The sequence below is a fragment of the Cytobacillus sp. GQ23 genome, from assembly GCF_059758675.1.
The window spans coordinates 1-14,248 of the sequence record NZ_JCAXER010000022.1; the positions used below are offsets into that span (position 1 = coordinate 1).

15 protein-coding genes and 2 pseudogenes are annotated in these 14,248 nt (G+C 43.1%); 11 read left to right on the forward strand and 6 right to left on the reverse strand.

What is annotated here, in order from left to right; translation table 11 throughout:
* Positions 1–210 precede the first annotated feature (210 nt).
* A complete protein-coding gene (locus AC6CHU_RS17820) occupies positions 211–1,203 on the reverse strand; it encodes a M23 family metallopeptidase (RefSeq protein WP_159867975.1) in 993 nt (330 codons plus the stop codon).
* Between the two features lie 308 nt (positions 1,204–1,511).
* Between AC6CHU_RS17820 and lipA the strand changes: the two are divergent.
* Positions 1,512–2,432 (forward strand): annotated as a pseudogene (lipA, locus tag AC6CHU_RS17825) (lipoyl synthase); the annotation flags it as partial.
* A 57-nt stretch (positions 2,433–2,489) separates the two neighbouring features.
* On the opposite strand, the gene AC6CHU_RS17830 reads toward lipA, so the two are convergent.
* On the reverse strand, positions 2,490–3,176 hold the full coding sequence (locus tag AC6CHU_RS17830) for a YhcN/YlaJ family sporulation lipoprotein (protein WP_159867969.1): 687 nt from the start codon (positions 3,174–3,176) through the stop codon (positions 2,490–2,492).
* A gap of 168 nt (positions 3,177–3,344) precedes the next feature.
* Here AC6CHU_RS17830 and AC6CHU_RS17835 point away from each other — a divergent pair, with 168 nt between their 5' ends.
* Positions 3,345–3,620, forward strand: coding sequence for a YutD family protein (locus AC6CHU_RS17835; protein WP_159867966.1), 276 nt, complete (start codon positions 3,345–3,347; stop codon positions 3,618–3,620).
* A 39-nt stretch (positions 3,621–3,659) separates the two neighbouring features.
* Here the strand turns inward: AC6CHU_RS17835 and AC6CHU_RS17840 are convergent, their stop codons facing one another.
* Positions 3,660–3,947: a cytosolic protein gene (locus AC6CHU_RS17840; RefSeq protein WP_159867963.1), complete on the reverse strand. Its 288-nt coding sequence runs from the start codon at positions 3,945–3,947 to the stop codon at positions 3,660–3,662.
* A 101-nt stretch (positions 3,948–4,048) separates the two neighbouring features.
* Complete coding sequence (locus AC6CHU_RS17845) at positions 4,049–4,315, reverse strand: DUF3055 domain-containing protein (protein ID WP_159867960.1); 267 nt, start codon at positions 4,313–4,315, stop codon at positions 4,049–4,051.
* A 229-nt stretch (positions 4,316–4,544) separates the two neighbouring features.
* Here AC6CHU_RS17845 and hepT point away from each other — a divergent pair, with 229 nt between their 5' ends.
* From hepT to AC6CHU_RS17860, 3 genes are all read left to right on the forward strand, one after another.
* Entirely contained in the window at positions 4,545–4,985 is a 441-nt protein-coding gene (hepT, locus tag AC6CHU_RS17850; protein ID WP_159867957.1) for a type VII toxin-antitoxin system HepT family RNase toxin, read from the forward strand.
* Positions 4,986–5,045: 60 nt separating this feature from the next.
* A complete protein-coding gene (locus AC6CHU_RS17855) occupies positions 5,046–5,672 on the forward strand; it encodes a helix-turn-helix transcriptional regulator (protein WP_159868052.1) in 627 nt (208 codons plus the stop codon).
* A 175-nt stretch (positions 5,673–5,847) separates the two neighbouring features.
* Positions 5,848–6,615 (forward strand): TIGR01457 family HAD-type hydrolase, encoded by a 768-nt coding sequence (locus AC6CHU_RS17860; RefSeq protein ID WP_159867954.1) that lies wholly within the window; start codon positions 5,848–5,850, stop codon positions 6,613–6,615.
* Between the two features lie 335 nt (positions 6,616–6,950).
* Here the strand turns inward: AC6CHU_RS17860 and AC6CHU_RS17865 are convergent, their stop codons facing one another.
* A complete protein-coding gene (locus tag AC6CHU_RS17865) occupies positions 6,951–7,454 on the reverse strand; it encodes a phosphatidylglycerophosphatase A family protein (protein WP_159867951.1) in 504 nt (167 codons plus the stop codon).
* A gap of 257 nt (positions 7,455–7,711) precedes the next feature.
* Between AC6CHU_RS17865 and yutH the strand changes: the two genes are divergently transcribed.
* The 5 genes from yutH to thrB all read left to right on the forward strand — a co-directional run bounded on the left by yutH (position 7,712) and on the right by thrB (position 13,237).
* A complete protein-coding gene (yutH, locus tag AC6CHU_RS17870; protein WP_159867948.1) occupies positions 7,712–8,719 on the forward strand; it encodes a spore coat putative kinase YutH in 1,008 nt (335 codons plus the stop codon).
* 71 nt (positions 8,720–8,790) lie between these two features.
* The gene (locus AC6CHU_RS17875) at positions 8,791–9,753 is read left to right on the forward strand and encodes a 2-hydroxyacid dehydrogenase (protein WP_159867945.1); all 963 of its coding nucleotides are present in this window, start codon (positions 8,791–8,793) and stop codon (positions 9,751–9,753) included.
* Between the two features lie 195 nt (positions 9,754–9,948).
* Positions 9,949–11,247 carry a homoserine dehydrogenase gene (locus AC6CHU_RS17880; RefSeq protein WP_159867942.1) on the forward strand — a complete coding sequence of 433 codons (1,299 nt, stop codon included), beginning with the start codon at positions 9,949–9,951 and terminating at the stop codon, positions 11,245–11,247.
* A complete protein-coding gene (gene thrC / locus AC6CHU_RS17885) occupies positions 11,244–12,305 on the forward strand; it encodes a threonine synthase (RefSeq protein WP_159867939.1) in 1,062 nt (353 codons plus the stop codon). The genes AC6CHU_RS17880 and thrC overlap by 4 nt, the downstream gene beginning before the upstream one ends.
* Positions 12,302–13,237, forward strand: a complete 936-nt coding sequence (thrB, locus tag AC6CHU_RS17890) for a homoserine kinase (protein ID WP_159867936.1) — start codon at positions 12,302–12,304, stop codon at positions 13,235–13,237. The genes thrC and thrB overlap by 4 nt, the downstream gene beginning before the upstream one ends.
* Before the next feature lie 53 nt (positions 13,238–13,290).
* Here the strand turns inward: thrB and AC6CHU_RS17895 are convergent.
* Positions 13,291–13,512, reverse strand: a pseudogene (locus AC6CHU_RS17895) (NifU family protein); the annotation flags it as partial.
* 182 nt (positions 13,513–13,694) lie between these two features.
* On the opposite strand from AC6CHU_RS17895, the gene AC6CHU_RS17900 reads away from it, so the two are divergent.
* Positions 13,695–14,018 carry a YuzD family protein gene (locus AC6CHU_RS17900; protein ID WP_159867933.1) on the forward strand — a complete coding sequence of 108 codons (324 nt, stop codon included), beginning with the start codon at positions 13,695–13,697 and terminating at the stop codon, positions 14,016–14,018.
* The last annotated feature ends 230 nt before the right edge of the window (positions 14,019–14,248 follow it).

The window sequence follows — 14,248 nt, forward strand, 5'->3', positions numbered from 1 at the left end:
TATCGCAGTCTAACGGGCAGTAAGCCCCCTGCTTCTTGACTTAGAGGAGTCAAAGGAGGATAAGGAGGGCTCAAACTGCCTAAAGACCGAAATAACAACAAAGATTAAGAAACTGCGTTCTGTGGCAACGTCTTTGTGGCCCACTTCCTCTGGGCCTCAACTAACAATCAGTGTGGGATAAGGAAACCCCCTGCTGATTGAAGTATCACTTTATTTTTTTCTGGCTTTTATCCGATCCTGTCTTTCCCATAATCTTAAGTGTGGATATGGATCGTAGGACCATTCAGTATAGCCATTGTCTTTGTATATTCCATAATGGAGATGAGGTGGGAATTTGCCTGATGTACCCGGAGGCCCGTATCCGGAGCTTCCGACCCCTCCAATCAACATTCCAGGTTCAACAATTTGCCCCACTTTCAGGTCTTTTGCAAACCCGCTTAAATGAGCAAAGTAATGGTAGTTGTTATTAATATCACGGATGCCAATTCTCCATCCTCCATATTTGTTCCAGCCCTTCATTTCCACTATTCCATATGAAGTAGCTCGGACTGGTACCCCATAATCAGCAAAAATATCGGTTCCTTCATGAATCCGTCTTCCGCCCCAGCCCCTTGCGTCACCCCATGTATTTCTATAGCTGTAATTGCTCCTCAGGGGGACAGGGAAGGCGTGATCATCGAGATCAAGGCGGCCGAACTGTTTGTAAATTTGGGCTTTTCCGATGATAATGCCAACGGCTTTATCGCGCTTATAATAATTCCATAATCCAATTTTTAAATTATCATGGTCTGTACCATAGGTTAGAAGGAAATTTGCAAAAGAATGAAGAACATCTTCATCACTTTTCAAGCTGGCTTTACCGTCTCCATCTCCGTCAATTCCTATTCCATTGAAAAATTGAATGGATGCAGGGTTTTCATCAGCCGGATTTGGATTCAAAATTCCCGCCCATTCTTCTGGTTTGAAGTAGATTCCTGTAATGCCCTCCGCTTTCGGAATGTCCCTTCTTGACTGCCGGACATTCCTTTCATACTGGTCAATCCCCGCAAGGTAATACCAGGGAATGTTCGTAACAGCTTCAACTCTTTTATATAAGGCCAATCTTTGTTTATATATATCAGCTGCATTTTCTTGAGCACTGACTGTACATAAGGAAATCAGAAAAAACGATAAGGCCGCAGCAGCGGTAAATATAATCCGCACGGAAATCCTCCCTTCTGTGATGGTCTGCTTATATAGTTTGTGATGATTGGATAATTTAATAAATATCAATTAATGGTAATACCAGAATCTTCGGCTTGTCCTCTTCAATTCATTATGATAAAGTGGCATCAGGTGAAGCCTAATCAGCTTAGTTGGATTTGTAAATGACTGGCTTTTAAGGCGGGAATGCATAAATTCTGAAGTGGAAAACTGTCTAGCTCAAGCACAAAACCCCCTCGGACTTTCCGCAGGGGCGGACACGGGCGCTTGCGCTTTTCTTTACGTCTAGCTTCAGTCTAAGGAGTGGGAAAATGAGCAAGAAAGAAGAGTATTTGCGCAAGCCGGAATGGCTGAAAATAAAGTTGAATACAAATGAAAATTATACGGGTCTTAAAAAAATGATGAGGGAAAAGAACCTGCACACAGTTTGTGAAGAAGCTAAGTGTCCCAATATTCATGAATGCTGGGCAGTCAGAAGAACGGCTACATTTATGATTCTTGGCGATGTTTGTACGCGTGCCTGCCGCTTCTGTGCTGTCAAAACGGGCCTCCCGACAGAATTGGATCTTCAGGAGCCGGAACGCGTGGCTGATTCCGTGGCACTTATGAACTTAAAGCATGCTGTGGTAACAGCTGTTGCAAGGGATGATCTTAAGGACGGAGGTGCAGCTGTTTTCGCAGAAACAGTACGTGCCATCAGAAGAAAAAGTCCGTTCACTACCATTGAAGTATTGCCTTCCGACATGGGCGGTGTTTATGAAAACCTGAAAACTCTTATGGATGCCCGTCCTGATATACTTAATCATAATATTGAAACGGTTGAGCGTCTGACTCCAAGAGTAAGAGCACGTGCAAAATATAAGCGCTCTCTTGAATTTTTAAAGCGTGCAAAAGAAATGCAGCCGGATATTCCTACAAAATCCAGCCTGATGATTGGGCTTGGCGAAACGAAAGAGGAAATCATCGCGGTAATGGATGATCTGCGTGCTCATGATGTGGACATTATGACAATAGGTCAGTACCTGCAGCCATCCAAAAAGCATTTAAAAGTGCTGAAATATTATTCACCTGAAGAGTTCCAGGAGCTGAAGGACATTGCAATGAGCAAAGGATTCAGCCACTGTGAAGCAGGTCCTCTTGTCCGTTCTTCCTACCATGCGGATGAACAGGTAAATGCGGCAGCAAAACAAAAGCAGATTTTGGGAGAAAAGGAAATTAAGCAAGCATAAAGTAAAGAGAGCCCAGCGCCATCGCTGGACTCTCTTTTTTGTAATAAGAATTTTGGGTTAACGGTTCCCTGCTCGTTTAACGGCTTCCCCAAGGTCATCTTTATCCATGTCATCGTTTCTTTCGCCTTGCATTTCACCGTTTTCATTTTCACTTTCGCTCATTTTTTCTCCCTGAGGAGATTTGAGCATTTGTTTGATTAATTGGTTAATGCCGTGTTCAGCATTTCGTCCATCTGAATCAACTGTTGCATAGTTTTCAACATTTCTTCTTAATGAAGTGTCATCACTGACATAAACATGATACCATCTTGGCACCACAGACATGGCCATCTTTTTAACCTGATCAGCTGTCTGGCTGCGATTTTTTGTATCAGTGTTGTATACAATCAAGACCTCTTCATCCGTTACAAGTGTTGAAATATCATCCACATTCGGAATTTCTGTGCAGTATTTGCCGATTATGTCTGCAACCTGTTCACGATCAATGGCAGCATAGTGATCTGCTGAAACATTATCTCCCATGATAGGGCTTTTTTGATGGCGTACATATCCGAAATCTTCTCCAACATTGTTTCGGCCGTTTCTTCCGTTGCCCGTATCCCGATTATATAAGTCAGCACGCTGATCATTTACATTTATGGTGTGGCCGGTTTCTTCATAGATATCTTCTTTTGCGGCATTATTTTGGCATGCAGTCAATGCAGCTATTCCGCTAATGCCTAGAATGATTAGTGATTTCTTCATTATAAACACCTCCTCATTTATAGAATTGCCACGCCTGAATTTTTTTCTCTTAGTAATTGATGGTGAATCAGTTATAATTTAAATAAGACAAATTATTGGTTTTGTTTCATATCATTGTTTTTTCCAATATAATACTGTTAGATATGCTCTTAAAATGAGGTGAAAAAATTGGTTTGCATTAATAATATTTGTTATGAATTGATCCAGGAAGAGCGGAATGGTTTTAATGAAGAAGCATTTCGGGGGAGATATAGCGAAATTTTATCCAGATATGACTATATCGTTGGAGACTGGGGATATGGACAGCTGCGTCTCCGCGGTTTTTTCGATGACCAGAGCCAGAAGGCTTCATTTGATACAAAAATAAGCACACTTACAGAATACCTTTACGAATTCTGTAACTTCGGCTGTGCCTATTTTGTTGTGAAAAAGGTTAAAAGCTAAAAAGGGCAGGGGGAAACCCGGCCCTTTTATTGGCTTTCCTTAAGTCTCTGTGTAAGGCGGTTCTTCGTTTTTATCAGGGTCATCATGCGGTGGATGTGCCCCTGGCATTTGCCGAGGCAAGTTTTGATGAAGGGACTTGAACTCATAGTTAAAGGCGCTGTAATAGCGCTGGCCCTCCTGCCAAGGGGTGCTTTTATTCTCTACGGGTTCATCCGCATTTCTGGGAGCGCCGTACGCACCTTCAGGCAAGTCCTCAGGAATCAGGAAGTTCCTTTGTGTTTCCACATTTGAGAAATCGGTGTATGTGCGTCTTTCTTTATCGTCCATGCCATCACTCCTTAGGAAGTTATATGAAGCAGGGTCTATAAAGAAGAAAAGGAGAACCCATTAAAATAGGTTCCCCTTTAGTATCTGTTCATTATCGTATATTAAACGATTTCCGTCAGAAATGATTTAAGGTCCTCTGCATCTTCCTCAGAAAGCTGAAAAACATGCTCAAGATAGCCTTCTTCCTTTAAGTCATCTTCTCCAATGATGGCAAAGCGGCTTCCCTGGATATCAAGGACCAATTGTTTGCCGTAATAGCGATCTGAACGAATGATAGCTAAATCGAATCGCTGATTTTCTCCCATAAAGCTGACAAATCTGGTTTTTGTATCTTCAAGATCATCATATAAGAAAAAGCGTTCTGCCAAATATAACACTCCTTAGCTGTTTTATATACCGATTATAGCATGTCTTTTTAAGGTTTATCCCCCAAGAACTGAAATTACTCAAGGTGAATCCCATTGAAGGTATTGAAAACTTTATATACAATAAAGAAGTAAAGAGAACTTTAGGGTTTCGGGTGGCTGTGGATGACACGGGTGCAGGGCAGATGCTTTAACCAGGAGCCTGAAATCTTCATAGGAGGAACGACGCATTATGTATTTCGTAGACAGGGAAAAGATTGAAGTCACACTCAGTTATCTTGAACAGCAAATCTCCCTTTTTGAAGAAGTGAAAGAGTGGACATCCCCTATTGAAAAGGCAGCATTGGAACGAGTTGCCCAAATTATGATTGAAGCAATCCTGGATATAGGAAATACGATGATAGACGGTTTTATCATGAGGGATCCAGGCAGCTACGATGATATTGTGGATATTCTTGATGATGAAAAAGTAATCAGCAAAGAAATGAGCGAAAGCTTTAAACAATTCATTACATATCGGAAAGTGCTCGTCCAAAACTACACAGATGTCAATCATGAGGAGCTAAAGGCAGCGATAAGCAGCCATATTCCTATGATTAAAAAGTTTCCAGGCAGGGTCAGAGAGTATTTGATTAATGAACTCGGACCGGTTTCTGCTTTTAAACCTCAATAAGGATCGGAGAAATCCGATCTTTTTCTCTATGGCACATTAAAGAGAAGGCCGGTGAATGTGATGCAAATTGGAGAAAACTCCACAAGAGATATGATTCTAAGGCTAATCAAAACCGCGGGCAGGCAATCCATATTGAAAATGGCCCGCAAGCTGGAAATATCCGAAATGGCCGTTAGAAAGCATATTCAGGTCCTTGAAAAGGACGGGTTTATTACATCTGCTATCCAGAGGCAAACAAAAGGTCGCCCTTCCAAGCTTTATCAGCTAACAGCCAAAGGAGAAGATCTGTTTCCGAAAAAATACAAGCAGCTAAGTGTGGAATTATTAACAGAATTAAAAAGCATGGGGTACGGCCATTTAATTACTGAGTTGTTTTCCAGGAAAAAAAGCCGCCTCATACATCAGTATGAGTTCAAAACAGCTGGGAAATCCTTCTCCGAAAAGCTTCAAATTCTTGAAGAAATCCTGCTGCATGAAGGCTTTATGCCGGAAGTCCGTTTAGAGGAAGGCCAGGTCCATCTTAAAGAATTCAATTGTCCATATATTGAAACTGCAGAGGAATTTAAACAAATCTGCAGATCTGAAAAGGAATTTATCAAAGATTTTCTTTCAGCAGATAAAGTTGATATCAAATCCTGCATGGCTGCGGGGGATGGATGCTGTCATTATATAATAAAGCAAGATTAAGCGAGGGCTCCTGTTCAAGGAGTTTTTTTTGCGGGAAATGCCGCATCTCCGGTAAACGTGAATAATTGCACAATTCACCCTGTTCCTTTAAGATAGCTTTTATGGGCTATAGCCAAGAAAAAAAGCAATACTTATAGGGATACTAATTAATGCATGAGCATATGGAGGAATGGTTTTGGAAAAATATAAAGGATATTTAATCGATTTAGATGGCACGATGTATCGCGGAACAGAGCTGATTAGTGAGGCTGCTGAATTTGTCAAAAAGCTTCGCGAACTGGATTTGCCCTATTTGTTTGTGACAAATAATTCGACAAGAACACCAGGCCAGGTGGCGGATAAGCTGGTGAAGTTTGGCATTCCTGCTGAAGAGCAGCAGGTGTTTACAACTAGCATGGCCACTGCCAACTACATATATGAACAGCAAAATGATGCTTCCGTATTTGTCATCGGAGAAGAAGGAATACGGGAAGCACTGTCTGAAAAGGGGCTAAGCTTTGCAGAGGAGAATGCAGACTTCGTTGTGGCAGGGCTTGACCGCTCAATTAACTATGAAAAGCTGTCCATTGCCTGTCTGGCTGTCCGGAATGGGGCAACTTTCATTTCCACAAACGGAGATATTGCCATTCCGACAGAAAGAGGTCTGCTGCCGGGTAATGGATCATTAACCTCTGTCATCACTGTATCGACACAAACTCAGCCTGTGTTTATCGGCAAGCCTGAATCAATTATCATGGAGCAGGCTTTGAAGGTTCTGGGAACCGCAAAGGAAGAAACTCTGATGGTTGGAGATAACTATGATACCGATATCTTAGCAGGTATGAATGCAGGTATGGATACCCTGCTTGTCCATACAGGCGTCACAACGAAAGAATTACTGAAGAGCTATGAGAGACAGCCGGATTTTGTGCTCGATTCATTAGCGGATTGGGACTTCAAATAGAAAAAGGATGGAGAAAAGTCTCCATCCTTTTTTAAAAGATAAGAAAGTATGATTTAAAGTTCGAGAAATGTCTAGCTCCAGCGCCTGCCCTCTCGAGGTCACAAGCTTGTCCAGTTGCGGCGCCTAGGGACTCTCGGGGTCATAAGTCGTTTCCTACTAGGTAACCGTCTTATGCCTGTCGTCCTCCACTTTTCTAGCAAGCCTCCCAAAAAGGCGCCTTTTCGAGAGGCTCGTCTTGTGCATGTGGCCCCCAGGAAGGGGATCATGCAGACGTTGCCACAGGACGTGGCGTTCTTAGTCTGCGTTCATTCGTAGGCAACGCGCTTGCGCTTTTCTTATTCCGCATTTTCAGCACTATGTGCAAGCCGGCTTGATGCGGCGGCAGCAATAGCTCCTACAATATCATCTAGGAATGTATGGCATCTGCCTGAACTCTTATCGTTCAAATCCTTCAGAATGCCCGGCTTTAATTTATCGATATATCCGAAATTGGTAAATCCGATTGAGCCATATACGTTTACAATGGATAAGGCCAATACTTCATCTGCACCGTATAATCCTTCATCTGTAGCGATAATCGTTTGCAGAGGCTCCAGGAGTTTCTTTTCCTCAGCAAGCATATCAAGCTGAATTCCCGTCAAAATGGCATTTTGCACTTCTCTTTTTGATAAAACACGCTCAACATTATAAATGCAATCTTTCATCTGTAAATCGGGGTGATATTTCTCCTGCAGGAAGAACACCAAATCAGCTATATCCTGTATTTCAACCCCTCTTTCATGTAGCCATTTACGTGCTGTCTGCTCTGTAATATTAACTGGTTTTTTTTCTTCATTCATTGGCTTCACCTTTTCTGGTTTATAGATGATTGCGGTAAGTACATGAGGTCTTTAAGGGACCTGTGTATTGCACTTTTAGATTCTTTTCACTATGTATATACCCTTTTTTTATCAAATATGCCCACTCTGGCTGTAACGGAAAAAATTCATTTTCTATATCATTTCCATGGTACACAGTCTTATCCAAGAAAACAACAAGTTTTGAAGCCTTCTATCATATATATCCCTTAAGGATCTCTTAAGAGTGAGGTGGTTTAATGTTTAGAAAGCTTTTGAAAGAACAATTTGGCATAGAAGCAGAAGATACAATAAGAATAGGAAAGTATGATGCGTGCCGGAAACAGGGGCATCTTTATTTGCTTGTGCCTGCGGGGCATATGGATGAAGAAGAGCTTGATGAACTGGATCGGATGGCAGAACACCTGGTCAATAACGGAGATAGAAATATAAGCACTTTTTTGAAAACAAAGGAAGGCAAGCAGTCCATTGACTGGAATGATAGCCGCTTTTGCATTTTAGTTAATCGTCATACCCTGAACAGAAAGCAGAATCAGTTTGGACGAAAGCTGGCAAAGTTCCATTACAGAGGCAGGAGCATTTCTTTTCCTGTGAAAAAAACCAGCAGGATTGGGCAATGGAAACAGCTTTGGGAGCAGCGGCTTGACCAAATGGAAAAGGTATGGAATGATATGCTTTTCCAAAAACCCGAAAATGATTTTGAGAGGATGTTTTTAGAGTCGTTTCCATACTATATGGGACTGGCTGAAAACTCAATACAGTATCTGGTGGATACTGAGCTTGATGATGAACCCGGAATGGCAGACAGCGGAACTGTTTGTCATATTAGACTAACATCTGCCACCTGGGGAGACAGTTATTATATGAAAAATCCATTTGACTGGGTATTTGACCACTTGGCCAGAGACTTGGCGGAATGGACACGGGAAAAATACTTTCATAATATCAAAACGTATCAGCCGGAACTACGCCAATTTTTATCAGAATATCAAAGTGTAGGGAGATTATCCTCCTTTTCATGGCGTTTATACTATGCCCGTCTTTTGTTTCCACTCCATTATTTTGAAACAATAGAGGATTATTATAGCACCAATTCTGAGCAGCAGAGACTGGTGCTTCAGGAGCGCCTCCAGAAGTATCTCTGGCAGTCTGATGACCATGAGCGTTTTCTGGGCAATTTTTTCGATTTTGCCGAAGTCCCGATAAAAAAACTGAGGATTCCTCTGGTAAATTGGATCAAGAGCTGAAAAAAGCAGGGAAATTCCCCTTTTTTGGCGAAAGGAACATAAAGCTGAGAATGTGAAAAGGGGATATTCCAATGAAACCATATGTATTTATCAGCAGGAAACTGCCTGAAGATGTTATCGCCATATTAAAAGACAAATACATTGTAGAAATGTGGGGTCGGGAAGATGTGCAGGTTCCTTACGATGTATTGCTCCAACAAGCAGGAAAGGCGGATGCCCTTCTGACTGTGCTGTCAGATCCGGTAAATGAGGAAGTTCTGAAGGCGGGAGAGAAGCTGAAGATCGTGGCCAATATGGCTGTCGGCTATGATAATGTGGACGTTAATGCAGCGAAGAGGCTCGGTATTACAATTACCAATACACCAGAGGTATTAAATGATTCTACAGCCGACCTGACATTTGCGCTTGTGCTTGCTGCAGCCCGCCGAATGGTGGAGGCTGCTGAGTTCGTGAAGAAAGGCGATTGGAAGAGCTGGAGCCCGCTGCTCTTGGCAGGACGGGATGTCCATCATAAAACCATCGGGATTGTAGGGATGGGGAATATCGGAAAAACAGTGGCAAAGCGCGCTGCTGGATTTGATATGGAGATTATATATCACAATCGCTCGAGGAAGCCGGATGCAGAACAGGAACTGGGAGCCCAGTATGTCAGCTTTGATGAGCTGCTCGAAAGGTCAGATTTCGTTGTCTGCCTGACGCCATTGACAGAGGAAACCAGAAATTTATTTAATCGAAATGCATTCCAGAAGATGAAAGACAAGGCCGTTTTTGTAAATGCATCAAGAGGGCCGGTTGTAAATGAACATGATTTATATGATGCACTAAAGGCAGGAGAAATTGCAGCGGCAGGATTGGATGTTTTTGCAGAGGAGCCAATTGGCGAAGATCACCCTCTGCTGGAGCTGAAAAATGTAGTGGCTATGCCGCATATCGGAAGTGCAAGCATTGAAACGCGTTATAGCATGATGCGGCTGTGTGTGGAGAATATTGATCTAGTTCTTTCCGAAAAGAAACCGAAGACACCAGTCAAATAGAGGAATAAGGCATCCATAAAGGGTGCCTTTATTGATAGTAAAAAAATTTTAAAGTGCAATAGAATGGTATGTTAAGCGCTTCCATCCTGTTTTTTCGGAAAATTCCCTATTGTAAAAATCCCAATTCCCCCCTATAATGTCTACTATACAAATACAAATGTACTTACATAGTGAACACTCGAAGGGGGAGCTAGCGTGGAATCAATCTCAATCGGTTTATTAGGGTTAGGAACAGTTGGATCAGGTGTCGTGCAAATCATTGAGAAACATCAGGATAAACTTATGCACCAGGTCGGCTGTCCGGTTGTTGTAAAGAAAGTTCTTGTTAAAGATGTAAATAAAGAACGAGCAGTTAAAATGGACAGGGATTTGCTGACGCTTAATCCTGAAGAAATTTTAAATGATGCTGATATAGATGTAGTGATTGAAGTAATGGGCGGTATAGAAGAAACCAGAAACCATTTAAAGAAAGCTTTGGATAATGGCAAGCATGTGGTGACGGCAAATAAGGACCTGATGGCGGTTTACGGTCCTGAATTGCTGGCCAGCGCTTCACAAAACGGGTGTGATCTCTTTTATGAGGCGAGTGTTGCCGGCGGCATCCCCATTTTAAGAGGACTGGTAGATGGTTTGGCTTCTGATAGAATTACTAAAATGATGGGAATTGTGAATGGGACAACGAACTTTATTTTGACAAAGATGAGCAAGAATGGGAGTGCCTATGAGGACGTTCTGAAAGAAGCACAGGAGCTGGGATATGCGGAGAGCGACCCGACTGCAGATGTTGAGGGCCTTGACGCAGCAAGGAAAATGGCGATCCTGTCTACACTGGGTTTTTCAATGAATATTGACCTTGATGACGTAAAGGTCAAAGGCATTACGGAGATTACAGAAGAGGACCTTCAGTATGGCAGGCAGCTTGGATACACCATGAAGCTGATTGGGATTGCCCATCGCGAGGGAGAGAAGGTTGAAGTAAGCGTCCAGCCTACTTTGCTGTCCGAGTCCCATCCCCTTGCATCAGTTCAGGATGAATACAATGCAGTATATGTATATGGTGAAGCAGTAGGGGAAACGATGTTCTACGGACCTGGGGCAGGCAGTCTTCCTACAGCGACAGCAGTCGTATCTGATCTCGTGGGGGTCATGAAAAATATGCGTCTTGGCGTCAATGGGAAAAGCGCAGTTGCCCCACAATATGATAAGAAATTAAAGGGTGCCGATGAAATTTATTCGAAGTATTTCTTAAGATTGCATGTAAAAGATGAAGTAGGGACATTTGCCAACATCACATCTATTTTTTCAGAGCATCATGTCAGTTTCGAGAAAATCCTGCAGCTTCCTTTAAAAGAAAAAGGGCTCGCTGAGATTGTGCTGGTTACCCACCAGGCATCTCTTCAGGATTATGAGGATATTTTAGTAAGTTTACGAGATTTGCCGGCAGTTCAAACAATTAAAAGTTCGTATCGTGTGGAAGGGAGTGCCAGAGTATGAGATGGGAAGGGTTAATTAAGACATATAAAGAATTTTTGCCAGTAAATGAAAATACACCAATGCTTACTTTAAATGAGGGCAATACTCCCCTGATCAGACTGGATAAGCTCTCAAGGGACTGGGGCATTGACCTTTATGTAAAAACAGAAGGAGCAAATCCTACAGGTTCATTTAAGGACAGAGGCATGGTTATGGCTGTTGCAAAGGCGAAAGAAGAAGGAAGCGATGCCATCATCTGTGCCTCCACCGGAAATACTTCTGCAGCTGCCGCTGCATATGCCGCAAGGGCCGGCTTGAGGTGTGTGGTAGTCATCCCTGAAGGGAAAATTGCCATGGGTAAACTTGCTCAGGCTGTTATGTATGGAGCGGAAGTAGTATCAATTGAAGGGAACTTCGACCAGGCGCTTGCAATGGTACGCAGAATAAGCGAAACAGAACCTTTTACTCTAGTAAACTCAGTTAATCCGTATCGGCTTGAGGGACAGAAAACAGCGGCCTTTGAAATTTGTGACCAGCTTGGAAGCGCTCCGGATATCCTGGCTTTGCCAGTCGGAAATGCCGGCAATATTTCTGCTTATTGGAAAGGATTTAAAGAGTACAATGAAGTAAGGGGTACAGGTCTTCCAAGAATGCACGGAGTACAGGCTGAAGGTGCAGCAGCCATTGTTCATAACCGTGTGTTTGAAAGTCCTGAAACAGTTGCAACAGCCATCAGAATCGGAAATCCAGCGAGCTGGGGCTTAGCCAATGCAGCATTGTCGGAATCAAATGGAAAAATTGATGAAGTCAGCGACGAAGAGATTCTGTGCATGTACCGTAAACTTGCTTCATCTGAAGGCATTTTTGCTGAGCCAGCTTCTTGTGCTTCACTTGCGGGGGTATATAAACAGCTGCGCAATGGAGAGATTCCTCATAAAACAAAAGTGGTGGCCATCCTGACTGGGAACGGACTTAAGGACCCAAATACAGCTATAGATTGCAGCCCTGTTAAGCCTGTTTTGCTTCCAAATGATGAAAAAGCAGTAGCGGATCTTATCAAGGGAGCCGTCCACATATGAGCGAAGGTGAAATGGTTGTCATCAAAGTACCCGGCAGCACGGCAAATCTCGGACCAGGCTTTGACTCGATTGGCCTTGCCTTAAATTTATATTTAACGCTTGAAGCCGAGAAGGCTGATCATTTTGAAATGATACCAATATCAGAGCCGCTAAGCATCTATCCTTCGGATGAATCCAATTTTATTTTTCAAGTTGCTATGAATACTGCGAAGAAGTATGGAAGAGAGCTTACAGGATGTAAGGCGCGCATTTCCAGTGACATCCCTCTTACACGGGGACTGGGGTCAAGTGCAGCAGCCATTGTGGCAGGGATTGAATTAGCTGATGTCCTATGTGATCTCCAGCTGACACAGTACGAGAAGCTTGAGCTGTCTTCCCGCATGGAGGGCCATCCTGATAACGCAGGCGCCTCCCTGCTCGGAGGCCTCGTTATTGGCTGCTTGTCAAAGGAAGAGGTATCTGTTCAAAATATTAAAAGCATAGAACTTGATGTTATAGCAGTGGTCCCGAAAGAAGAGCTTCTTACAAAGGAATCGAGAGGCGTTCTGCCTTCAGAATGGTCCTTTAGGGAAGCAGTCCAGGCCGGCGCAGTCGGCAATGTTATGGTAGCAGCCTTGCTAAGCGGGAATTTCGCCCTGGCAGGCAAGATGATGAGTGGAGACCTGTTCCATCATCCTTATCGAAAGAAGATGGTTCCGCATTTGGAGGTTATTGAAAAAGCAGCACCAGGGCTCGGAGCATTTGGAGTTGCCTTAAGCGGTGCCGGACCGGCGGTGCTCTGCCTGGCTGAGACTGGATGTGCTCCTGCAGTGGCAGAAGGGCTTAAGAGGCTACTCCCGGACATGGAAATACTTCCACTGGAAATTGATCAGGGTGGCTGTACGGTTTTAAAAAAAAGCCCAGCTGAGCTGGAAGCCGGCCAATTCGTATAGAGCCAAATAAAAAAAGCGATGTCATGCAGACATCGCTTTTTGTAAAGGAAAAATTAAAATACTTGTTCTACTTCGACTACACCAGGTACTTCTTCCAAAAGAGCGCGCTCAATACCGGCTTTCAACGTAATCGTTGAGCTTGGGCAGCTGCCGCATGCACCAAGAAGGCGCAATTTAACGATGCCATCTTCAACATCGACCAATTCGCAGTCCCCGCCATCGCGAAGAAGGAATGGGCGCAATTTATCTAATACTTCCTGAACTTGTTCAGTCATAGTTGTTTGTTCTGCCATGTGAAATCGACTCCTTTCCATACATTTATTATAATCAAATCAGTCATAAAAATCTATTCCAAGAACGTAATTTCCACTCATTAGGAGAATATTTTTACTGCGCTGCTCAATGTTAATGTTGTAAAATGAAGGGAAGAACAAGTTCAGCATAGGGGGAAAGAAGAGTGAAAAAAGAGATTGAGATCACAGTTTATGGTGCGGAACAGCTTTGTCCAAGCTGTGTGAACCTGCCATCATCAAAGGAAACTTATGAGTGGCTGGAGGCAGCACTATCCCGAAAATTTGCCAATCAGCCTTTTAAAATTGTGTATGTTGACATTCATAATCCACCCGAAGAAGAGGCTAAAAAGGAATTCGCACTAAGAGTAATAGAGGAAGATATGTTTTACCCGGTTGTTCTGATTGAGGATGAAATTGTTGGTGAAGGGAATCCAAAATTAAAAACGATCTATGCTGAAATGGAAAAGTACGGGTATCAGTCTGTTTAAAAAGGCCTTTTGTATTCCAAAGCTGGTTGCAGCAGAAGGGAAGTTGCAGGGCAGGTAAGACCCGGAGACGCGGCAGCATCAAGGGAGACCAACTGCCCGGAGCACTGTTCGCTGAACAGCCAAAAGCAGAACTCAATGGACATCACTGATAGGCGAAAAACAATTAGGGTTAAAAAAACGAGCATCGATTCGGATGCTCGTTTTTTTCGGGTATAACATTGCTTCAATTA